The 22503-nt window shown below is 47.3% G+C and carries 22 protein-coding genes and 1 pseudogene; 10 read left to right on the top strand and 13 right to left on the bottom strand.

Annotated elements, in window-relative coordinates; genetic code table 11:
* Positions 1 to 12 precede the first annotated feature (12 nt).
* Entirely contained in the window at positions 13 to 273 is a 261-nt protein-coding gene (locus tag AC1DN5_RS17885) for a spore germination protein (protein WP_007408496.1), read from the bottom strand.
* Between the two features lie 70 nt (positions 274 to 343).
* Between AC1DN5_RS17885 and AC1DN5_RS17880 the strand changes: the two are divergent.
* Both AC1DN5_RS17880 and AC1DN5_RS17875 read left to right on the top strand, forming a co-directional pair.
* A pseudogene (locus AC1DN5_RS17880) lies at positions 344 to 470 on the top strand (trehalose operon repressor); the annotation flags it as partial.
* Between the two features lie 132 nt (positions 471 to 602).
* Entirely contained in the window at positions 603 to 1268 is a 666-nt protein-coding gene (locus AC1DN5_RS17875; RefSeq protein WP_016936776.1) for an NAD(P)H-dependent oxidoreductase, read from the top strand.
* Positions 1269 to 1307: 39 nt separating this feature from the next.
* Here the strand turns inward: AC1DN5_RS17875 and AC1DN5_RS17870 are convergent, their stop codons facing one another.
* The 3 genes from AC1DN5_RS17870 to AC1DN5_RS17860 all read right to left on the bottom strand — a co-directional run bounded on the left by AC1DN5_RS17870 (position 1308) and on the right by AC1DN5_RS17860 (position 7678).
* A complete protein-coding gene (locus tag AC1DN5_RS17870; protein ID WP_047476487.1) occupies positions 1308 to 2069 on the bottom strand; it encodes a YibE/F family protein in 762 nt (253 codons plus the stop codon).
* A complete protein-coding gene (locus tag AC1DN5_RS17865; protein ID WP_366970065.1) occupies positions 2066 to 3205 on the bottom strand; it encodes a YibE/F family protein in 1140 nt (379 codons plus the stop codon). Before AC1DN5_RS17865 ends, AC1DN5_RS17870 begins: the two co-directional genes overlap by 4 nt.
* A gap of 180 nt (positions 3206 to 3385) precedes the next feature.
* Entirely contained in the window at positions 3386 to 7678 is a 4293-nt protein-coding gene (locus AC1DN5_RS17860) for a multifunctional 2',3'-cyclic-nucleotide 2'-phosphodiesterase/3'-nucleotidase/5'-nucleotidase (protein ID WP_366970064.1), read from the bottom strand.
* A 220-nt stretch (positions 7679 to 7898) separates the two neighbouring features.
* Between AC1DN5_RS17860 and AC1DN5_RS17855 the strand changes: the two genes are divergently transcribed.
* Complete coding sequence (locus tag AC1DN5_RS17855; RefSeq protein ID WP_016936772.1) at positions 7899 to 8414, top strand: type 1 glutamine amidotransferase domain-containing protein; 516 nt, start codon at positions 7899 to 7901, stop codon at positions 8412 to 8414.
* Positions 8415 to 8433: 19 nt separating this feature from the next.
* On the opposite strand, the gene AC1DN5_RS17850 is transcribed toward AC1DN5_RS17855, so the two are convergent.
* The 5 genes from AC1DN5_RS17850 to AC1DN5_RS17830 form a co-directional block, all read right to left on the bottom strand.
* The gene (locus tag AC1DN5_RS17850; RefSeq protein ID WP_366970062.1) at positions 8434 to 9465 is read right to left on the bottom strand and encodes a LacI family DNA-binding transcriptional regulator; all 1032 of its coding nucleotides are present in this window, start codon (positions 9463 to 9465) and stop codon (positions 8434 to 8436) included.
* A gap of 136 nt (positions 9466 to 9601) precedes the next feature.
* Positions 9602 to 10486 (bottom strand): shikimate dehydrogenase, encoded by an 885-nt coding sequence (locus tag AC1DN5_RS17845; protein ID WP_366970061.1) that lies wholly within the window; start codon positions 10484 to 10486, stop codon positions 9602 to 9604.
* 64 nt (positions 10487 to 10550) lie between these two features.
* Entirely contained in the window at positions 10551 to 11312 is a 762-nt protein-coding gene (aroD, locus tag AC1DN5_RS17840; RefSeq protein WP_366970060.1) for a type I 3-dehydroquinate dehydratase, read from the bottom strand.
* A gap of 27 nt (positions 11313 to 11339) precedes the next feature.
* Positions 11340 to 12533 (bottom strand): MFS transporter, encoded by a 1194-nt coding sequence (locus AC1DN5_RS17835; protein WP_366970059.1) that lies wholly within the window; start codon positions 12531 to 12533, stop codon positions 11340 to 11342.
* Positions 12534 to 12864: 331 nt separating this feature from the next.
* Positions 12865 to 13080 carry a DUF1128 domain-containing protein gene (locus AC1DN5_RS17830; RefSeq protein ID WP_003155571.1) on the bottom strand — a complete coding sequence of 72 codons (216 nt, stop codon included), beginning with the start codon at positions 13078 to 13080 and terminating at the stop codon, positions 12865 to 12867.
* A gap of 155 nt (positions 13081 to 13235) precedes the next feature.
* On the opposite strand from AC1DN5_RS17830, the gene AC1DN5_RS17825 reads away from it, so the two are divergent.
* The 3 genes from AC1DN5_RS17825 to AC1DN5_RS17815 are packed head-to-tail and all read left to right on the top strand — an operon-like array spanning position 13236 to position 14900.
* Complete coding sequence (locus AC1DN5_RS17825) at positions 13236 to 13709, top strand: low molecular weight protein-tyrosine-phosphatase (RefSeq protein WP_038457293.1); 474 nt, start codon at positions 13236 to 13238, stop codon at positions 13707 to 13709.
* A gap of 13 nt (positions 13710 to 13722) precedes the next feature.
* Positions 13723 to 14049, top strand: coding sequence for a hypothetical protein (locus AC1DN5_RS17820; RefSeq protein WP_366970058.1), 327 nt, complete (start codon positions 13723 to 13725; stop codon positions 14047 to 14049).
* Positions 14050 to 14060: 11 nt separating this feature from the next.
* On the top strand, positions 14061 to 14900 hold the full coding sequence (locus tag AC1DN5_RS17815) for a YihY family inner membrane protein (RefSeq protein ID WP_016936765.1): 840 nt from the start codon (positions 14061 to 14063) through the stop codon (positions 14898 to 14900).
* Positions 14901 to 15085: 185 nt separating this feature from the next.
* Here AC1DN5_RS17815 and AC1DN5_RS17810 read toward each other — a convergent pair whose 3' ends face one another.
* Positions 15086 to 16264: an MFS transporter gene (locus AC1DN5_RS17810; RefSeq protein ID WP_366970057.1), complete on the bottom strand. Its 1179-nt coding sequence runs from the start codon at positions 16262 to 16264 to the stop codon at positions 15086 to 15088.
* 159 nt (positions 16265 to 16423) lie between these two features.
* Between AC1DN5_RS17810 and cax the strand changes: the two genes are divergently transcribed.
* Both cax and AC1DN5_RS17800 read left to right on the top strand, forming a co-directional pair.
* Positions 16424 to 17479 (top strand): calcium/proton exchanger, encoded by a 1056-nt coding sequence (gene cax, locus AC1DN5_RS17805; protein WP_366970056.1) that lies wholly within the window; start codon positions 16424 to 16426, stop codon positions 17477 to 17479.
* Positions 17480 to 17549: 70 nt separating this feature from the next.
* Complete coding sequence (locus tag AC1DN5_RS17800) at positions 17550 to 18344, top strand: YfkD famly protein (protein ID WP_095242108.1); 795 nt, start codon at positions 17550 to 17552, stop codon at positions 18342 to 18344.
* Between the two features lie 28 nt (positions 18345 to 18372).
* Here AC1DN5_RS17800 and AC1DN5_RS17795 read toward each other — a convergent pair whose 3' ends face one another.
* Together AC1DN5_RS17795 and yfkAB are read right to left on the bottom strand one after the other, a co-directional pair.
* Positions 18373 to 19206: a mechanosensitive ion channel family protein gene (locus tag AC1DN5_RS17795; RefSeq protein WP_016936760.1), complete on the bottom strand. Its 834-nt coding sequence runs from the start codon at positions 19204 to 19206 to the stop codon at positions 18373 to 18375.
* A 6-nt stretch (positions 19207 to 19212) separates the two neighbouring features.
* Positions 19213 to 20334, bottom strand: coding sequence for a radical SAM/CxCxxxxC motif protein YfkAB (yfkAB, locus tag AC1DN5_RS17790; RefSeq protein ID WP_095242109.1), 1122 nt, complete (start codon positions 20332 to 20334; stop codon positions 19213 to 19215).
* A gap of 145 nt (positions 20335 to 20479) precedes the next feature.
* On the opposite strand from yfkAB, the gene AC1DN5_RS17785 reads away from it, so the two are divergent.
* Positions 20480 to 20665 (top strand): SE1561 family protein, encoded by a 186-nt coding sequence (locus AC1DN5_RS17785; protein ID WP_003155558.1) that lies wholly within the window; start codon positions 20480 to 20482, stop codon positions 20663 to 20665.
* A 101-nt stretch (positions 20666 to 20766) separates the two neighbouring features.
* Positions 20767 to 21558 carry a delta-lactam-biosynthetic de-N-acetylase gene (gene pdaA / locus AC1DN5_RS17780; protein ID WP_016936758.1) on the top strand — a complete coding sequence of 264 codons (792 nt, stop codon included), beginning with the start codon at positions 20767 to 20769 and terminating at the stop codon, positions 21556 to 21558.
* Between the two features lie 34 nt (positions 21559 to 21592).
* Here the strand turns inward: pdaA and AC1DN5_RS17775 are convergent, their stop codons facing one another.
* A complete protein-coding gene (locus tag AC1DN5_RS17775; protein ID WP_366970055.1) occupies positions 21593 to 22453 on the bottom strand; it encodes an NAD(P)-dependent oxidoreductase in 861 nt (286 codons plus the stop codon).
* Between the last annotated feature and the right edge of the window lie 50 nt (positions 22454 to 22503).

The following is a 22503-nucleotide window of genomic DNA, read 5'->3' as shown; positions in this document are numbered from 1 at the left end:
ATAAAAACCCCTTTAATCTATAATGGGCGGCACCGGTGTAATATTTGCGGTATCTGCGGTTCCGATGGCTGTCTGGTCGTTTACATCAGGATCATTTAACAAGTTCTCCATCATCGATTCTATAGGTGACGTATCGCCGAATGAAGAGTTCAGTCCTTGTGATTTGTTGTTTGTGGTGGGACTGTTGTATGCCGCTTCCCCAATCGTAATAGATCCGTTGCCAGAAATACTGTTAATCTTCAGATAGTACAGGTTGATAACAGTGGATGGCATCTCTTCACACCTCTTTAACTTAGTTGTACAGTACTGTATGCTTTTTGCGCTCCTGTTGTGAATTTCGCCCGGATTCAGCCATATGGCAGTCGTGAAAAACCATGTGTTTTTGGAGGACACCAGCTTCTTTCATAACGGAAAGCCGGCACCAGCTCGATACATTCCGTTTCGTCGGCTTTGCGAGAAGAGAAAAATAAAAACGGACTGCCGCGGCAGCCCGTTTTTTTGTCAGTATCAAAATGAATACTATCCAACAAAAATGTGCGTACTGGTACTTTCAAAAATAATGGCTACAATAGTACATAACGAGATAAAAAGGAGAGATCATGATGTCAGATAAAAAACAGCAGATCATCGAAGCGTATCAATTCAGACACGCCACAAAGGAATTTGATCCTGAGAAAAAAATTTCAGAAAGCGATTTTGAATTCATTTTAGAAACGGGAAGACTGTCCCCAAGCTCACTCGGATTGGAGCCTTGGAAATTTGTCGTCGTTCAAAACCCGGAGCTTCGTGAAAAACTCCGCGAGTTCACATGGGGCGCGCAAAAGCAGCTGCCGACTGCAAGCCACTTCGTACTTCTGCTTGCCCGGACGGCAAAGGATATCCGTTTTGACGCCGATTATGTCAAAAACCACTTGAAGGAAGTCAAAAAAATGCCGGAAGATATGTATGAAGGCTATATCAGCAAAACAGAAGATTTCCAGAAAAATGATTTCAATCTGCTTGAATCAGATCGAGCGCTGTTTGACTGGGCTTCAAAACAGACATACATCGCACTTGGCAATATGATGACAGCCGCGGCGCAGATCGGAATCGACTCCTGCCCTGTAGAAGGCTTCAACTACAAAGAAATCCACCGGATCCTTGAGGAAGAAGGACTTCTGGAAAACGGAAGTTTCGACATCTCTGTCATGGCCGCATTCGGTTACCGTGTCAGAGAACCGCGTCCGAAAACAAGATCTGCCGCAAAAGATGTTGTAAAGTGGGTATAAGATCAATAAAAAAAGCTGCCGGGATTTTCTCGGCAGCTTTTAACGTTTCGTCTGTTTCGCTAAAAAACAGGCGGTGATCCAGGATGTAACGGGAATGATGATGCCGATCCCGACGCCGGCGCAAAGAATGGTGACGGCTTCCGCGCTGAAGACTTTTGAGTTCACTATTTTTTCAGCAGAGTATGATAAGTCTTTAAACCAGATAATTAAAGCCAAATAGCTGCCGAAAAAAGCAAAAAATAACGTATTCGTATTCGTTCCTAAAATATCTCTCCCGATGCTTAAACCAAATTTGTACAGATCTTTTCGGCTCATGGACGGGTTATAGCTGTAAATCTCTCTCATCGGTGATGTAATGGAGATCGCGACATCGGTAATTGCCCCTATCGTGCCCATAATGATCATAGCCGCGGTAACCTTCACAAAATCCACCCCGACAAAAAGTGTGAATATGCCGATATCACCCAGTTCTTCTTCACCAAACCCTTGAATCGAAGTCTGTTTCGTGACAGCCAGAATAAAAAACAGCATCAATACGATCGTCAGCATGGCAGAAATAAAGGCGGTTACGGTTTTGACGTTTCCCCCGTTAATATAAAAAAGTGTAATGCTGCAAATCGCGGCGGAAGAGAGCAATGTTAAAACAATCGGATTGATGTGCGGGTCTGTCATTAAAATGATGGTGAGAAAGAGAACGCCGAAATTTAAAAATAGCGCAATAAAAGACCTCGCTCCCTTTTTACCGCCGATGAGAACCATCAATAGAAATAAAATCGCCGCAAGAATTACGATGACATTCATGAGCTTGCCTTCTTTCGTTTAATAAAAAAGACAGAAGCATACAGACTGGCGGGGATGGTTAATACAATTCCGATTCCCCCGGCCAATGCTCTGGCTATTTCCAAGGAAATGTTCATAGAAAGAGTGAATCCTATCGGGGAATCATTTTTCAAATACAAAAGCATCATCGGTATAGAGCCGCTGATATAAGCAAAAAACAGAATGTTGGTCATCGCCCCCATGATGTCTTTACCGATCTCCATTCCGGAACGTTTGAGTGCTTGTAATGAGATACTCTTGTTTTCTTCATATAATCCAAAGACAGATGACGTCATGGTAATGGCCACATCCATGACCGCTCCCAGTGATCCGATAAATACGCCGGCCATGAACACCGTGTGATAAGGACGGGTTAAATACTGCATTTCTTCATATCTGAGACCTTTTTCTCCGGTTGCCGCCATCACCAAATACGTAATGAGCAGGGAGACAAAAGTGCCTGCGAGCGTCGCGGCTATGGCGGCATATGTTTTCGCGTGAAAACCGCTGACAAGCAGCAACGAAATGACAGTAAAGATGAGAATACAGATACCGCAGATGAAAATCAGCCCGATATTCGGGTGCTTTCGGTATAAATCTAATGCATAAGACAATAAAACAGCGTTAAACATCAGGCTGATGATCGAAAAGAAGCCTTGTTTTTTGCCGACGATCAGTAGGGTGAATATGAAAATCCAAGCGATCAGCAAAAGCTGTTTATCCCGTTTTTTATCTATAATGCTTCCGGATATATCCTTACTTGATGGTTTCCCTTTATCAATTGACACGAATACTTCATCACCGGGCTGATACTTTTGATCATTCGCTCCGGATGAGGAATACTGATTGGACAAATGAATGAGCTTTCCTTTTTGACTGCCGTTTTCAAGTTTGGCTGTGATTGTCTGACTGAAAATCTTATCTTTGTTTTTGTGCATGTCCTGCACATCAGACTGGTGTTCCAATGCTGTTTTCGTCACTTTGGCAATCGGGCGCTCATAAAAAGAAGCGTTGTAATTGACGAAAATGAGCGAGCTGATACAGCAAAGCGCTGTTATCACGTAAAACAGCTTTATTTTGTAAGTCATGCTGTTTCGTTTGTTTTTTGTTATTTTCAAAAAAAGTCCTCCAAACAGGCCTCGCCGTGAAGTGTCAGGCTATGCAGCTGCTGCATAAATAACGCTCATATTTTATCATTCGGCCGTACCGCTGTCGATTCAGAAGGCGGACCGGGAAAAGCTCCCCTGACATCAGATCAGGAGAGCTTTTGGGAGAACCGCCCGAGAAAAGCGGCCTTTTTATGCTTCGTTCACTTTTTTTGCTTTTCTTCTTTGATACAGATACAGTGCCGTTCCGAGCGCGCTGATGAGAAACCCGGCAAGGAGGATGGAATACATCGCTGTGGCTGTATCAGGAAGCAGGCCGCCCGGCGATACTCCGTCCTGCGCTTGGCCGGATGAAGGGTTTTGGCCGTTTGGCTGCTTTCCGGAGCCGTGATCTCCGCTTATCGGCGGCGAGCTCTTCGTGTTTGCGTTTAATATCGCGTATTCACTGAAATGATTGGTATAGCCCGTGACGAGATCGTGTGAAACCGATCCGTTGTCTGTTTTTGTATAGGCGTTCTTTTTCCGGTCTATGTGATAAATGCCCGGCTGTTTCGCCTTTTTCGTATTCTCAATGCGCATGGTAAGCTTTACAGGCGCTTTGAATGTTTTGATGTCTTTGTTTTTCTGCTTCATTGTAAAGTCGTATACGTTTGAAAGCGCGCCGCTAACTTTCTTTTTCGGCGTCACGCCGAACCGTGTCTCATCAGCTGCAGCGTTTGCCATCGGCATTTTCATGCTGAACTTGTCATGCAGGATCGTAAGGGAAGAATCAGATGTTCTGTCCTTTAACAGGCCGATCTGTTTTTTGGTTACGCTGAGATCAATCGGCTTTTTGGCGCCGTCATTCTTGTCGTAGTATACGATCGGTGTATTGGCGTTTTTGGCATAGACCGCAAATGCGCTGTCATCTTCAAGCGTCCACGAGCCGTTTTTTTGCTTCGTCGGCAGGTACACTTCTTGCGCGCGGCCGTCAACTTTCGGTTCCACCGCTTTTCCCGCTTTTTCAAGCTGCTCGATAAAGACCTCATAGTCGACAAAGCCAAGGTCTTCTTTATGGGACGCTTCGTTAAAGACGGAATATCCGTCTCCGCCTTCGCCGACAAAGTTACTGGTGGCGACTCTGTATGTTTTCTTATCAGAAATCGGCTTTACGCTGCCGTCATCCTGCACGGCCGCAGCTTGAAGAACGCGGTGTCCCGGTTTTTTATTCAGTGTAAACGTGTATGTTAAACCGGCAACTTGAGGAAAGGCGCCCCCTTGAGCCTCAATTCCGCTTAACCCTTGTTCCAGGGCTTGTTTGATCTGTTTCCCGGTTAAATCCGCGACATAAAGCGTGTTGCCGAACGGCATCACATTCAGCACATCGCCGAGTGTGATGTCGCCTTTATCAATGCCCGCGCGGATGCCGCCCCCGTTTGTGATCGCGATTTGGGCGCCGGCAGCTTCCTTCGCTTTTTGCAGCATGCCGTCCGCGATGAAGTTTCCGAGATTGGTTTCTTTAGAGCGGACATGCTCGCGCCGGCCGTCAAGCGCGACTTTCGTTGAGCCGACTTTTTCATTTTTGACGGAGATGAGCTCTTTTTTAAACGGATCAAGCTCTGTTTTCAGATCCGGGTCTTCTTTCGTCTGCTCATTCACCGGCAGGGCTTGAAGAGAGGATTGTTCCGGCAGGACGACCCCGTTTTTGTCAAATGCGACATCCACCCGGCCTAAATATTCGCCGTATTCTTTTGCCTGGGCGACGATGGTCGGCTCTTCGTTTTTGACGATCTCCATTTTATCTACAAGCGTATGCGTATGTCCGCCGACGATTAAGTCGATGCCTTTTACTTTTTTGGCGAGATCGAGATCACGCTGATGCCCGATATGGGTCAGGGCGATAATTTTATTGACATGTTCCTTGTTCTGTATCTCTTTTACCGTATCTTGTGCGGATTGGAAGGCATCATTAAAGACAATGCTTTTACCCGGGCTTGATGTGACGGACGTATCTTCCGTCGTTAAGCCGAATACGGCGACTTTTTCTCCGTTTACATCAAGCAGAATGTATGGATAGATGCCTGCTTTTTTCTTTTTCCCTGCTGTAAAGGTGACTGCTTTTTTCATGAATGGTCTGAGTTTTGACTCTTTGGACACATCGACATTTGAGCTGACGAGCGGGAAGTCAGGCGCTTGGAAATTGTATTTTCCGGACGGGTCAGCCGCGCTTCCGTTCCCGCTCAGGAAGCTGGCGAGAGCACCCGGGCCTTTATCAAATTCATGATTTCCGAAGGTCATTGCGTCGTAGCCCATGCTGTTCATCAATTTTAAATCAGCCAGTCCCTGCCACTTTGTGAAATAAAGATCGCCTGAGAAAACGTCTCCCGCATCAAGCAAAATGCTGCGGTCGGTTTCGCTTCTGATTTCTTTGATTTTCGTCATCCGCCTCGCCGCGTTATCAAGGTGGGCGTGCGTGTCGTTTGTATGCATAACGGTAAGCTTCCATGCGTCATCTTTCGGCGGATCTGTGCCCGGTTCATCATCTTTGAACTGGAGCTTGTACTGTCCGTAGCCGGCGTTTTGTGATTTTCCGATATAGGCGACGTCATCTGCGCGGTCGGCAAACGGCTTTGCGGCCAAGGAGGATTCAAATGTCAGGTTCGTCCCTTTGACCGGAAGGATGGACCAGTTATGATCAGCCTGCGGATTAATTGTTTTCTGCTGGATGATGTAATCCATTAAGACCTGCCTGTTTTCTTCGGCTGATGAGTATACGATTTTATCATTGCTTAAGTGAGGAAATCCTCCGCCTCCTGAAGCGCGGTAATTATTTGTGACGATCAGAAATTCCTGCTTGGCGCTGACAGGCTTTCCTTGGTAAGAAAGGTTGACGATCCGGCTTGCATCGGGATGAATGACTGTTCCGTTTTCGTTGTATTTCGCCGGTTTAGTGACATCGACCTGATAGGTGACGCCGTCAATGACATCAAAATTGTATGAGCGGTAGGCGTCATTTAAAAGCGCTTGGCTGCCGCCTTTTGCCTGATCGATCTGATTAAATTGCCCTGCGGACATTTCAAGCCAGTCTTTCACTTCGCTGCCGTTCAGCTTGACGATCTGAACCGTGTTGTCATACAGGTATAAATCGCCGATATTTTTGATGGCGAGGTCACCTGCGGAAATGTTTGTATAGTAGTTTGAACCGTTCCGCCCGCCGGCTTTAAACGGAGCGCCCGCCGAGAGGATTGGCAGATCTTTATATTCCGTATCTTTCATCTTATTTTCGGCGTACCATTTTTGCGCATCCGTCACGATTTGAATGGACGGATCATCTTTGACTTGGGCGAAAAAACTGTTGATATCGGCTTTTGTCTGGCCGACGGGTTCTCTGATGTATTGCAGTGTGCTTTCATGCGCTTTTTTGACGGTATTGACGACGGTTTCGTTTTCCGAAGTCACATTGCCGGCAATCGGCTCGATCCTGCCTTTCCCATCTTCCACATGCCATGCGCCGTCTGTTTTTGCAAGCCGGAGGTCGATGACGCCCGCATATTTGCCCCAGCTGCTTGACATGACAACGGGGATGCCGTTAATCGTGCCTTTATCGACGTCGAATTGATCAGCGCCTTTGTATTCAGCATCAGGGAACAGACCGTGCTGATGGCCTGATACGATCGCGTCAATTCCGCTGACTTTCGTTGCCAGATCAAAAACGGCATTTTCCGCACGGGAGGACTGTGCTTTTTTTTCGATGCCGCTGTGGGCGAGGGCGATGACGATATCGGCACCTTCAGCTTTCATTTTCGGAACGGTTTTCTTCGCGGATTCCACAATGTCCTCGACTTGAACGCGTCCTTCAAGATTTTTTTTATCCCACGTCATGATTTGGGGAGGGACAAAGCCGATGTAGCCGACTTTTAGCTGGTGTTTTCCGCCGTTTTCATCCGTGACGGTTTTGTCTTTTATGACATAAGGCGTATAGCGGTTTTCACCGCTCAATGTTTTCACATTGGCGTTGACGATCGGATAATCAGCGCCTTTCATCGTCCCGTCCAGAAAATCCAGCCCGTAATTAAATTCATGATTGCCGAGTGTTCCTGCGTCATAGTGCAGACTATTCATCACTTCAATAATCGGATGGGTCTTTGCGCCTGAAATGATCTCGTTTTTCTGATATTTTACAGCGTATTCTCCGAGGGGATTCCCCTGAATCAGGTCTCCGTTATCGACAAGCAGCGTATTCGGATTTTCGCTTCTGTGTTTCGCAATGAGCTGAGCTGTTCGGGCCAGCCCGAATTCCGTTGTCGGTTTGTCGCTGTAGTAATCGTAGTCCATCATATTGGCGTGAACGTCAGTTGTCGCTAAAATGCTGAGATTCACACTGGAGGATTTGTTTTCTTCTGCTTTAATGGGTGTTATTGGGAGGATTAGACTAAGTATCATAACTAGGGTCAGCAGAATACGGAGAGTCTTATTGACGCTGCATCGTCTTTTCTGTATTCTCACCTGTTCTCCACCTTTCAACAAATTTTGTCATGCAGTACCATTGTAAGAATATTTTGTGAAAGTTTATATAGATTTCATGATGATTCTTGTAAAAAGAAGAAAAATGAGGATAATGACCTATGTAAAACGAATGGGCGGCAAATGAGTCTTTTATGTTTGATGTTAGTGTGGCTGGGGTACATGGATTTATGTAGACTTCATCAAGCAGGAGGTAGTAACTATGGGTAAAAAAATTGCAGTTGTATTAACGGATTATTTTGAGGACGTCGAATATACGGAACCTGCGAAAGCTTTTAAAGATGCGGGTCATGAATTAACAGTGATTGAACAGGAAAAAGGAAAAACAGTCAAAGGCAAACAAGGGGAAGCGGAAGTGAAAGTGGATGCGTCCATCGATGATGTGAATCCGAAAGACTTTGACGCATTGCTGATCCCGGGCGGATTCTCACCTGACATGCTGCGTGCGGATGACCGTTTCGTCAAATTTGCCAAAGCGTTTATGGATGATAAAAAACCGGTTTTCGCCATCTGTCACGGCCCTCAGCTTCTCATCAACGCGAAAGCATTGGACGGGCGCAAAGCGACAGGATTTACATCCATCCGTATTGACATGGAAAACGCGGGCGCAAATGTGGTGGATGAAGAAGTCGTCGTCTGCCAGAACCAGCTGGTCACAAGCCGCACACCGGATGACATTCCGGCATTCAACCGCGAATCATTAAAACTGCTTGCATAATAAAAAGCGGAGCGCCGTATCAGGCGTTCCGCTTTTTTTGTGAAGATTCACGAATGACCAGCTCAGGCGCCAGAATAATGCGCTGTTTTTGGTGCTGGGAATTGGTGATTTTATGATGCAGCAATTGAGCCGCTTCTTTTCCCGACTGCCGGGGAAAAGAAGAAACGGTTGTAAGCGGGGGATAAGAAATTTCAGCTTCCGGCACGTTGTCAAAGCCGACAATGTCAATATCTTCGCCCGGGATGAGTCCTGCTTTTCTGATCCCTTGCATGACGCCGAACGCGACCAAATCACTGAAGCAGAAAATCGCGGCCGGGCGCTCAGGCCCGCGGAGCAGCTCCATCACAGCTTCATAGCCTGCCTCGCGGGTCGGCGCGCTGTCAATCACAAATTCATTTTTCACTTCAAGATCCGCTTCACGGAGCGCTTTTTTAAAACCTTTCATCCGTTTCGTCCATGTTGATGAGTGCTTCACGCCGCCCAGAAACGCAATCTCCTGATGCCCTTTTTCAATGAGATGGCGCACTGCCTTATAGGTGCCTTCCTCATAGTCAGCTCCGACAAAATCACAGTCCGCATCGGCAATCTCCCTGACGGCGAGCACGACCGGAATATCAAGCTGCTCAAGGCGGGAAAGGGTTTCCTCGGCCGCTCCTGAAACCGGGCATAAAATCAATCCGCCGACCCTGTGTTCCAGCATGGTCGAGATCAGCTGCTCCTGCTTGGCGACGGAATCAAATGTCGTGCCTAAGAGCACTGTTAATCCGACTTCCTCGAGTGTATTCTGCACGCCGATCAGAAACTCTGAGAAAAACGTATTGGAAATGTCAGTGATAATCAATCCTACCGTTGTGGACGTCTGTGATCGTAAATTCGCGGCGACCCGATCATATACGTACCCAAGTTCCCGCATGGATTGCAGCACTTTCTCACGGGTCGCTTCGGAAATACGCGGATTATTGCGGACGATTAATGAGGCGGTGGATGTTGAGACGCCGGCATGCTCAGCGACCTGCTGCAATGTCACCCGGCGTTTTTTTTGCTGTTTCATACGTCGCATTCCTCACTTGGTTATTATTCGTTACCTCCATTATAAGCGTTTTGGCGCGTGAGAAGAAAGAGAGAGGGGGAGAAAAAGATAAAGCGCCGGAAGACGGATTGTCCTTCGGCGCTTCTGTCACAATAAATTATTCAAACATCTGCTCTTTAATATACTGAACCGGCATTTCACGGCCTGTCCAATATTCAAACGCCATGGCGCCCTGCCAAAGCATCATGCCGAGGCCGTTAATGGTTTTGCAGCCGGCCGCTTGAGCCTGTTCAAGCAATTTCGACGTAACGGGGTTGTAAACGACGTCTGTCACAATCAAATCCGGACGGAGCATGGATGTGTCTTCAATGACGCTCAAGCCTTCAAGCGGTTTCATGCCGACACCCGTTCCGTTTGTGAAAATATCGCTTGAAGCGATTTCAGCACGCAGCGCATCTTGATCTTCGAGCGGGAAAAGATTCGCTTTACAAGAAGAGCCCTTCATTTCTTCATTGATGATGCGGACATTCTCTTCCGCTTTTTCGAAAAACGCGTCATTGCGGGCGAAAATTGAGATTTCGCCGAGGCCTTCCAATGCGGATTGAATCGCAATCGGAGTAGCGGCCCCGCCGGAACCGACCAGCGTCATTTTTTTGCCTGTGATGTCGATGCCGTGTTCTTTTAAGTTGCGGACGTATCCCATACCGTCAGTGGAGTGTCCGATCAATTTTCCGTTCTCATTCACTACTGTATTCACCGCGCCGGTGAATTTCGCTGAATCCGCGAGTTCATCGAGGTAAGGGAGAATGTTCATCTTATTCGGCATCGAGACATTGAAGCCTCTGACGTTTAAGGCGCGCATTCCCGTCACCACATCTTCAAGCTGTTCATTGCCGACTTCAAATGCAAGGTAAGCGTAGTTCAGCCCTAATTTTTTAAACGCCAGGTTGTGCATCGTCGGAGATAAAGAGTGTCCGATCGGTGTCGCGAATAATCCGATAAGCTGAGTTTTTCCGTTAATCCGTCCTAAATCTTTCTTCATGATGTATTCCTCCGTTAGTCCATTCATCTGTTTTTCATTCCGCATGAGGGAAGAAAAACGCTGGTTACATATTTTTATTTAAAATGCTGAGTACACTTCGCAATTCAGCAACGGGAATCTGTCCGGGCGCAGATGCTTCTTTGCCCGCGCCGAACGTACACGCCGAGCCGAAGACTTCCCCGGCCAGCCGGCTGATCAGGCCCGTTCCCGCCATTGACATCGTGATGATCGGCCGGTCTGCGTATTGTGTTTTCATCGTATGCGTGGCATCCAATAAGACGAAAACATCTTCAGTGCTTTGCGGCATCACCGCGATTTTCGGAATGTGCGCGCCGTACGCCTGCATTTTCCGCAGCCGGGAGATGATTTCTTCTTTTTTCGGTGTCTGATGAAAATCATGATTGGACATGACGACATATACGCCATTGTCTTCAGCAGTTTTCACAATTGATTTGACTTCCGCTTCTCCCGTAAATAATTCAACGTCTACAAGATCAATGTGTGTTGTTTCGATTACGGTTTTAAGCAATTCAATGTAAAGGCGGACGTCAATAACTTTATTCCCGCCTTCTTTATGGGTTCTGAATGTAAAAAGCAGCGGTGTTGCGCCTGCGGCTTTCCGCACCTTTTCAAGCATGCCTTTTACGGCGTCCGGGCTCTCAACGTGCTCGTATACATCCGCCCGCCACTCAATGATATCCGGGTTAAGCCTGTTGACGGCTTCAATTTCTTCAAGGAGTTCTTTCTCTCGGACTGCCATCAGCGGCACAATGATCTTCGGAAGTCCTTCGCCGATGACCGTGTTTCTGATTGTAATAGATTGCATGATACGTTCTCTCCCTTTAAAAAATAGTCAGGCTTTCATCACTTGCTTAAAACGGATACCGATAAACAATGCGAGGAGGGCGCTGACGGCCGCAATTCCAATATCAAGCAGAAAAACAGGGGTCAGGCCGGCCGTTTTGGATATCGCTCCCGTTATAAGCGGAATGACAATAAAAGATAAGCTTGATGCTATATTAACAAAAGATGTGATGGTCCCTTTATTTTTAGGGAATAAAACAGCCATAACCGTCATCGCCAATTGCAGAATGCCCGCAGTTGAAAGTCCGATGACGAAGGAACTGATGACCGATACGGCCGGCTGCTGAATGAAAATCAGAGCAAGCAGCGCGATTGCCGCGATCACCGGGTACAGCACCATTACCGTAATCGGCTGAATCACTCTGTTTAACAGCACAGCCAGCAATAACACGGACACAAGCGCCCCTATGCTGTAATAGCTCAACAATTTGACGGCCTGCACTTCGGGCATGCCCAAAACAGATTGACCGAACTTAGGAAGCCATACTTGAACGAGCATAAACAGCGCCGTTGATGAAAAGCCTAACAAAATAATGGCAAGGCCTTCGCGCCATATCGACGGCTGTGATCTGAACGTGTCATCAGACGGAGAAGCATCCGTCCGGCCGCCGTCATCTTTTTGTTTATGATTCGGGAACGGAACTTTCAACAGGAAAAAGCCGTTCAGGAAGAAAATGATGCCGGGCACGAAAAACGTCCACCCGTAAAACAAATGCCTGTCCGCAATAAATGCGATAAAAAACGGAAGCACCGTCGCGCCGATGGATACAAACGCTTTGATTAACACGGTTGCAGAGCTTGCGTTTTTCGGAAATCCTTCAATAAGCGCCGGATATGTGCCGGAATCCAAAAATGAATTGGCGATCCCTGCGAAAATAGCAAAGATAAACGCTTCCGTATAGTTTGTCGAAAGCGGAATCCCGATTAAGAAAATCAGATACAGAAATGCGCCCGCCACGATAAACGGCCGTCTCCCGAATGTATCCGAAAGCTTCCCGGCAAACAGAAGCGAAATCAGCTTCCCGATCCCGATGGCGGAGACCAAATAGCTGACCCCGGCTGCGGATGTATGAAGCTGTTTTGATAATGCTTCCATATTCGATGCGATAATAATATTGATCATGCCCAGCAGGAAATAGTTGATATAAAGACCCGCTGCCATTTTGGTGTATATGTTTTTCATGATGACATCCCCTAATGCGGTTATTAAAGTTAAATTATTTTTTAAATTGATAAACGCACAGAACCATTCCCCTTTATTGAACCACTGCCTTTCTTTAAAAACTGGTTTGATAAAACGGCTGCAGGTATACTTGATTAACACTGATAAGACAGCAAGTATATCGTTCTACTAAATAAAAACAAATTAGCGGCCCGCTCTTTTAGTATATCGTTCTACCAAGTTCACAGTTACTATACGCCTTCTTTTTAATTGTGTCAAACCGATGAACTTTTATTTTTTACTTTTTTAAATCAAAAAAGCCCCGCCGTTTTTCGGCGGGGCTGACACGGGTTTATTTTCTGAGAGAGGCGAGCTCCTCAGCAATGGCCTGCATTTCACTCGGACTGAATGATGCTTTTTTCATGACCATTTGATGAAGGTATGTAAGATCTTCTATTTTTTCATCACTGAAATCTTCCGCTCTGATGACGCCGACATTGAGCATGTTGAGCTTCTGTGAAATGTCTTCAATCATTTTGTTTAACGTTTCTGTTTGTTGGCTCGGCAAATTCATGCATCCTTTCATGACCGTTTTCGTACCCTTTATTCTAACAGAATTCATTTAGAATAAAAGCTTATTTCCACAGCCGCAGAAAAATTGCTAAGATGATGTTAAGGTTTTTGATCCTCAAAATGCGGGGAAAGAATAGGGAGGTTATCGATATGATACATGTGCTGTTTGTCTGTCTGGGAAATATTTGCCGGTCGCCTATGGCAGAGGCGGTATTTTCTGATATGGTAAAGAAAAACGGGCTGAACGGGCAGATTAACATTGATTCAGCGGGAATCGGCGCCTGGCATGCGGGAAATCCGCCGCATGAAGGGACAAAGGAGATCCTGAAGAAGAAAGGGATCAGCGCAAGCGGCATCACGGCGAGGCAGGTCCGTGAGTCTGATCTGACCGATTTTGATTACGTCATTGCGATGGATGCTGAAAATATCGGGCATCTGCGCAGCATGGCCGGTTATAAAAAAGCGGCGCCGCGTATCGCAAGGCTGCTTGATTATGTACCGGAGTCGGATCTTGCGGACGTGCCTGATCCGTATTATACCGGGAATTTCAGCGAAGTGTACGCTCTGATCGAGTCCGGGTGCCGTCATTTGCTGGAAACAATAAAGAAAGACCATCATTTATAAGGGGGATTGACCGATGAAGCAGACACGCATCATGGCAAAAGCGATTCTGATCGGCGCTGCCGCCGGCGGAGCACTTTCTTTATTACATAAGCCGACAAGAGAGGCATGTTTCCGGAACATGGACGCGTGCAGGCGGCGTGCGGCATTTTACCGGAATAATCCCGATGCCTTGAAACAGGAGGCTTCTGCAAAACTGGACCAAGTGAAAAGCATCGCCAATACCGTATCGGACGATCTGAGTTTTTTAAACGGACAGATCACCAAGCTGAAGCAGACGACGCCGCAGGTCATTGACTTGTTAAAAGAGACGAAGGAGCATTTTTCGAAAAACGATCATTGAGGTGGGATGTCATGAGTTTTATAAAGGAGCTGTTTGCAAGATTTTCTCTGCATGAAGGACAAAGTAAATCGGCGGAGCTGGCGTATTTTTTTCTTCTGTCATTGTTTCCGTTAATGATTTTCATGCTGACGCTCACCGCCTATCTTCCCATATCGGCAGAAGACGTGCTCGGCGCAGTCGATCAATACGCGCCCGACAGCGCCATGTCCATGGTAAAATCCATTACGGAGCAAACGCTGAACAAACGCAGCGGCGGACTTTTGTCATTCGGGATTATCGCCGTCATCTGGTCGGCTTCTAACGGTATGAACGCGATTGTCAGAGCATTTAACCATGCCTACGAAGTCGAGGAAAACCGCTCATTTATCATCATTCGCCTGACCTCAATTTTTTTAACCATCGCGATGGTGGTTACGATTTTAATCGCACTGCTTCTGCCGGTATTCGGCAGAGAAATCGGACTGCTGGCCGCAGATTTTATCGGCGCCCCCGGCTTGTTTTTGCAGGTGTGGTCGGTTGTCCGCTGGGGTATCAGTCCGCTTATCCTTTTAATCGTCTTTACCGCGCTTTACATTTTCGCGCCGAATAAAAGGCTTTCCCTCCGTTTTGTGCTGCCGGGAGCCGTATTTGCGGCAGCCGGCTGGATTATCGTCAGTATGCTGTTCTCATTTTACGTCGGCACCTTTGCCAACTACAGCGCCACATACGGGAGCATCGGGGGAATTATCGTCCTTATGATCTGGTTTTACCTTACGGGAACCCTGCTGATTTTAGGAGGAGAAATCAACGCGCTTTTACATAAACGTAAAAAGCTTCCTGATGAAAATCCGTACCGCGGGAGCAAGCTATAGAGGAACGGATGACGTTCAAGCTGAAAAACGGAGGGGAATCGGCTATGACCAAGCATACGAAAAAAGGCGGAAGCCATAATAAACAAAACTCGAAAAACGGCCCGAAGAATAAAACAAGCGGAAGCGCCAACGGGCAGAACGGATACCACTAGAAAAAAGCCGCCTGGCCTAAATCAGGCGGCTTTTTATGAGGCGGGAAAAGAATGGGAATCGGATGCGGCGCTGTGCTTTGTTTTCCCGAAGACGAGCGCAAGCCAAATACAGACCAGGATCACTGTAATAAAGTAAAACAAATTGGCGCTTTCAAACCGCTGCATATACCAGCCGCCCGCCACCGGCCCGATCATGCTGCCGAGGCTGAACGAAATCCCGCAGAGCAGATTGCCCGCCGGAAGAAGATGGGACGGCAGCAGGTCGCTCATATAGCTGATGCCGAGGGAAAACATACTGCCGACCGCCATCCCTGCCATGAAAAAGCAGCCGCCGATGACAGAAGGCGACGGAAACAATCCGGCCGTCAAAAAGCAAAGGGCACCCGTTAATAAGATGACGAGCAGGACACGTTTTCTCCCGAATCGATCGCTTAATAAACCGAGAGGGAACTGGAATACAATACCTCCGATGGCGAAAGCGGGCAATATCAGCGCAACGGCATCGACGGATATGCCTAAGCGCAGGGCGTACACGGGAAAACTCCCGTTCAGCGCCGTTTCTAAAAAACCGTAGCCGAAAGCCGGGAGAAAAGCGACCCAGCCGAAAAGAAGGGCGCGGTAAAACCGTTTTGCGCTGTTGTCCCCGGATGTTTCATCCGGACCTTGCGCCGGGTACTCGTTACGTAAGGCAAACACAAACAGCCAGGCGGCAAGACTGATACAGCCGGATACGATAAACGGAAGGGACGGACTTGTTTTCACAAGAGGGACCATGAACGGGCCGACAGCGAATCCAAGCCCGAAGGACAGTCCGTACAGCGAAATGTTTCTTCCTCTGTTTTGGGGCGTTGACTTGGAAGTCACCCACGTTTGGGTGGAAAAATGCAGCATATGATCCCCGATTCCGATCAGCAGCCGAAGAAAAAACCATAACCATATGGATTGAAGCCAAATAAAACTGAATAAGCTGATGATGACAAGAAATCCGCCCGCGACCATCAGAGGTTTGAATCCGAGCTTTCTCAGCGGCGCTTCCATAAATGGCGACGCAAGAAGCACGCCGATATAAAGGCCGGTTGCGTGCAGGCCGTTTATAGCGGCTGATTCTCCGTTCGTTTCAAAAATGACGGAAATGACCGGCAGAAGCATACCTTGGGAAAAACCGGAGATGGAAACAAGCAGAACCAAAATAAAGAAGTGCAGTCGTGACATCGCGTATTTTCTCCTTCTTCAGTATCTTTCTTGATCGTACACGGATTTTCCGCGTCCGGCAACCTGAAAATGCCAATTCGGGCTGACTCGGAAGTGTAATTGAGGGAGTTTTTGAGAAGGATATAAAAAGACTCATTCGAAAAAAGGAGCCAGGCAGATATGAATCGGATTTTTTTCTTTACGGCTGCGGCGGGAGTGCCGCTTTCAGTCATCGGCGGCCTGATGCACTGGCCGTCAGCGGTTTTGTTTATGATTTATTGCTTGACGATTATTGCGCTTGCAAGTTATATGGGGAGAGCGACTGAATCTCTTGCCATTATCGCGGGACCGCGGATCGGCGGTCTGCTGAATGCCACGTTCGGCAATGCGGTAGAGCTGATTATATCGCTATTTGCCTTAAAGGAAGGGCTGACGGGCATCGTGCTTGCTTCACTGACCGGTTCGGTGCTCGGCAACCTTCTGCTTGTCGCGGGATTGTCGTTTTTTATCGGCGGTTTGAAATACAAGCGGCAGGAATTCAATATTCATGATGCCCGCCATAATTCAGGCCTGCTGATATTTGCCATTATCGTAGCTTTTGTCATTCCCGAAGTGTTTTCCATGGATATGGGGGGAAAAAGCAAACTTGATTTGAGTGTCGGCATCAGCATCATCATGATCCTTTTATACGTGGCGGCTCTTTACTTCAAGCTCGTCACCCACCGCGGCGTTTATCAGCCGAACCAGCCGGAGGCCAAGGAAGAAGAGGAGCAGCCTGAGTGGTCGGGGAAAAGGGCGACAGCCGTCTTATTTATCGCAACCATTATTGTCGCCTACATATCTGAAAACCTTGTTCATACGTTTCATGCGGTGGCTGAACAGTTCGGCTGGAGCGAATTGTTTATCGGGGTGATTATCGTCGCAATCGTCGGAAATGCCGCAGAGCATGCGTCGGCCATCATTATGGCGTACAAAGACAAAATGGATGTCGCCGTTGAAATCGCGGTCGGCTCGACTTTGCAGATTGCCATGTTTGTAGCCCCGGTTCTTGTGATCTGTTCCATCTTTTTTCCGGTCAATATGCCGCTTGTATTCACATTGCCTGAGCTTGTCGCGATGATATCATCCGTCCTTTTGATGACAATGATTTCAAATGACGGTGATTCGAACTGGTTTGAGGGGGCTACTCTCCTTGCCGCTTATGTCATCATGGCGATCGGATTTTTCCTGCTTTAACCTGTAAAAAATGCGGATAACAACGATTACGGAGGAAAAGACTAAAGGAAAATGCTATAGAAAGAGTGATATGATGAAAAAGCTGTTTCATGCCACATTGATTCTGCTGTTATCCTTTAGTTTTTTTGCAGCGCCGTCTGCCGGTGCAAAGAAACCGTTTAAGGTTCCCAACTCTGTCGTCAGCATTTCCAAGGAAAATACGTATCCGAATGCTTCACAGGACCAGCCGATGCTTCAGCCGAGCAAACTGGCAAAGGAATTGTTAGATACATCAGAGATCAACATCGAAAATCCGCATCTGATAAAGATGCTGAATGAATCCTCGGTTTCCGGTTCACCGCTTGCCATCGGATACCGGGCGACAATATTTCTCGGGAAATGGGCGCTCGGTTATCAATCGAACGAAACGGTCGCCAACTGGGAATATAAAAAAATCAACACGAACAGAGCGGATAACCGGGGCGGGCAGCAAGCCGCGGAAATCTCATACGCCCAAGAACAGCAATACAAAATCAAAGGCGGGCTCACAGCGAAAGTGCCGAACGCAGAAGACGTAAAAAGCATGATGATGCAAAAAGCGATGAAGAAAACAAAACTGCCGCTTGCGTTTGAAACGGTCATCGGCGCCGGGACAAAACGCGATCAGATTTATAAAATTTCTCCGCAGCGGCTCGGCTATTTACATGCCTATGCCCCGGCCGTTAATGAGAAAGGAAAAGTAACATACGGCGAAGTGTATTTGGTGCTGAAAGGCAGCAAGCGGAAACTTGTCGTCAAAAATGTGACCTCGCAAGGAATCGGTGCTTGGATTCCGGTGCAGGATCATGTCACATTCGGTTTTCAAATGACAGCGCAGCCGAGATAAATAAAAAAAGCTGATTCCCGATTGGGAATCAGCTTTTTTGTGTATGATTCATTTCCTCAAGCAATTGCACATTGTTGTTGTACAGTTCCCGGGCAAGAACGCGTCTCACCGCAAGGCTCGCCGAGAAGTATTCTGTGTCTTGAACCATGCCTTTGACGGTAAATTCAATGCCTCTCGTCAATTTGTTCAGGCTCATGATTCCATGCACTTGAAACGGTTCCGCAGCATTGAGAAATTCATCCCGCTTCAGTGAATCGCGAAGTTCATCATTGAGCATGTCACAGGCTTTTTCTAAGACGGCGTATACCCGCTCAGGATCTTCCTTGTAACTGATCACGACAGACTCGGTAATCCTCATAAAATCAATGTTATAGTTTTGAAGCTGTCTCACCTCACCATTTGAAATGGTAAGCAGCTTGCCGGAGAACTCACGGATCTGCATGGAACGGAGCCCGATTTCTTCGACTGTGCCGTTGAACAGATTATTAATCGTCACGTAATCGCCTTTATGCAGCTGGCGTTCGTATATTAAAAAGACACCGGCCAAAATGTCCTTGATTAAAGACTGGGCGCCGAAACCGATGACGATACCGGCAACGCCCGCTCCGGCTAAAATTCTGCCGAAATCATGAACGAATAAAGAAATGACGTAAAAGATAAATCCGATCGTCGCCGTATACTGGGTGATGGATCGGACGAGGCTCTCAATCGTTTTCCCTTTCCGTTCCTCCAAGAAATCTGTGCGTTTAAATAACACCTGAACAAAGCGGTTGATCAGAAAAACACCGGCGTAAAGCACGAGAGCGACGATGATGATCTCAACCACTTTGCTTTTCAAAATATCCGTAATTGTCGTTTCCATCTTCTGTTATCCTCTGGCTTTTCGTAATGAAAAATCTGTCTCCTGATAATAACTGTTTTTGACAAGGACGTTCGGTCCGAGGCATCGGACGTTTGTACAGCGGCAGTTCAGCTCTTTGCTCAGCTTCGTCTGTCTCCACTTGTCATACGCTTCAGGAAGGCTGTCAGTTTTAATATTGCCGAGCGGCGGTGTATCACCGAAATCCGTGACAATGATATTTCCGTCAAAGATGTTGACATTCAAGCGGGAGCGGCCGTCAGGATCGTTTCGCACCGTAACGTTTTTCGCTTCCCGCAGGCGGCGGAGGAGCTTCTGATCTTCTTCATCAGGGCTGCATGCGTAAAACGGGAGCGTACCGAACAGCATCCATGTTTCTTCATCGCGAATATCGAGCAGATGATGAATGGCCTGTCTCATGTCCTTCAGGCTGAGTGATTCAAGCGCGCTGGCGAAATCACTCGGATACATCGGATGGACTTCGTGGCGCTGGCATTTCATTTCTTCCGTAATCTGCCGGTGAATATGTTCAATATGCGGAAGCGTGCGTTTATTCAGCATCGTTTCCGCTGAAACCATTACACCCGCTTCGACCAGCGTGCGGCTGTTTTCAATCATTTTGTCAAAATAGCGCGCCCGCTGTTCAAATGTCGGTTTTTTCTCCATCATCGCAAATCCGATGTCGGCAAAGTCCTCGACCGTTCCCCAGTTGTGGGAAATGTGAAGAACGTCCAAATAAGGAATAATCCGTTCGTAGCGGCCGATATCAAGCGTCAGGTTTGAATTGATCTGTGTGCGCACGCCGCGTTCATGCGCATATTTCAAAAGCGGGACGACATATTCCTTTACCGATTTCAGCGAAAGCATCGGTTCGCCGCCCGTAATGCTGATCGAGCGTAACAGCGGAATTTCTTCAAGCCGCTTTAATAAAAGCTCGATCGGCAGCGCATTCGGGTCTTTCGGCTGGAGCGTGTACCCGACGGCGCAGTGCTCGCATCTCATATTGCACAAGGTCGTCGTTGTAAATTCAACGTTCGTCAGTTTCATATCTCCATACTGGTCGACATCCATGTACGCTTCCCAAGGATCGTACTCCGGTGTGATCGGACGCAGTGCTGTGTTTTGTGTCATGACTATCTAACTCCTTTATAAATGGGCATACTAACGTCTGCCAAGTGTTAATTTTAGACCTGATCTGCCAAGATCGCAAGTAGCGGAACCATTGAAAAACGGCAAAAAATACGCTACCATTATAAAAAATGAATGGAGTGGAAGTATGGGGAATGCAGTAAACAGCAAAGATCAGCAGCTCGATTACTTAAAGAACAGACTCGATATGTTTATGAATGTCATTGATTCATTAGACCCTGAATCAACGGACGTTGAAGATATAGACCGGCTCATCGGCATGCTTGATGATCTGGAAGCAAAATACGAACGCTTCAAAAAGGATTGGGAATAAACCCCGGCAGCCCGCCGGGGTTTTTCTCTTTCCATAATGCGGCTGTATAAAAGGGGTGAGCCTACTGCAAAATAAGGAAAAATGCAGAAGGAGTGCTGGGCATGAAATGGTTTTGTTCAATTTGCTGCATGGCTGTTTTACTTGCGGGAGGCATAAACAGTGCAGAGGCCGTGCCGAATGAGCGGATAAACTGGGGATTTAAACGCAGCGTCAATCATCAGCCGCCGGATGCCGGCAGACAGCTGGACAATCTTGTCAAAAAATACGATGCCTTTTATTTAGGCAATACGAAAGAAAAGACCATTTACTTAACGTTTGATAACGGATACGAAAATGGGTATACCCCGAAAGTGCTTGATGTTTTAAAAAAACATCATGTCACAGGCACTTTTTTTGTCACAGGCCATTTTGTGAAAGAGCAGCCTGATTTGATTAAACGGATGTCAAAGGAAGGCCATATTATCGGCAATCATTCTTTTCATCATCCTGATCTGACGACAAAAACGGGCGATCAGATTCAAGATGAACTCGATTCTGTCACGGAAGCTGTTTACAACATTACCGGAAAGCGGGACAATCTGTATCTCCGTCCGCCGCGCGGCGTGTTCAGCGAATATGTCCTGAAAGAAACGAAGCGCCTCGGCTACCAAACCGTTTTCTGGTCCGTCGCATTTGTCGATTGGAAGGTTAACGAGCAGAAAGGGAAAAAATACGCCTATGATCACATGATAAAACAGGCGCATCCCGGCGCGATCTACCTTCTCCACACCGTTTCAAAGGACAATTCAGAAGCTTTGGACGATGCGATTACCGATTTGAAAAAAGAAGGATACACGTTTAAAAGCATTGATGATCTAATGTTTGAGAAAGAAATGAAGCTGCCGCGTCTGTAAAAAACACCTCTCCGTTATAAGGAGAGGTGTTTTGTTATTTCAGACATTTAATCAAAGCGGCCCAATCCAGATCCCCGAAGCCTTGTTCGATCCCGCTTTCAAAATGGCTCTTGGCCAGCTCGGCAAGAGGGAGTTTGGCGGAAACCTGTTCTGCGGCGGTGAGCGCCAGATTGGTATCCTTCAGCCCTAAAGACATCTTGAAACCGGCCGGCTCAAATGCCTGCTCAGCCATAATGGTACCGTAATTTTGATAGACAGGAGAGCCAAAGAGCGCGCTGGCGATTTCTAAAAATTGTTTCCGTTCTAAACCGTACTTCTCCATCATTAAGAATGATTCTGATAGCGCCTCCAGCATAGAAACGAGCAAGAAATTGATGCTGATTTTCGCAGCATTGGCGGTCTTTGTTTCTTCACCGACGTCAAAAATCTGCTGGCTCAGGCTTTTTAGCAAAGGCTCGGCCTTTTTCTTCGCTTCTGCCGGTCCGGCTGTGATGATGCGAAGCTCGGCCTTCTTAGCGGCATCGGGCCGGCCGAGGACGGGAGCGGCAATAAAGGATTGGCCTCTGCCCGAATGTGCAGCGGAAAGCTGTTCTGACAGCGCCGTACTGATGGTGCTCATTGAAATATGAATGCCGTTTTCAGATAACCCGGCAATAATGCCGTCAGCTCCGAACGTCACGCCTGTTACGGCTTCATCGTCTGACAGCATTGAAAGCACAATATCCGCATGTTCTGCTGCCTGGCGGGGCGTTTCGGCATATTCAGCCCCTTTTTCCAGCAGATCAGCCGCTTTTTCCTTCGTCCGGTTATATACAGTCAGGCTGTATCCGGCTTTCATGATATTTTCGGCGATGGGGTGTCCCATGTTGCCGAGTCCCGCGATGGCGATCTTCATTTGACAGTCCCTCCAATGTAATGTTTTCCGCTATTATACATGCAAAATGT

The organism is Bacillus sp. 01N42_2 (assembly GCF_056399565.1).
This window is presented reverse-complemented; position numbering and strand designations above follow the sequence as displayed.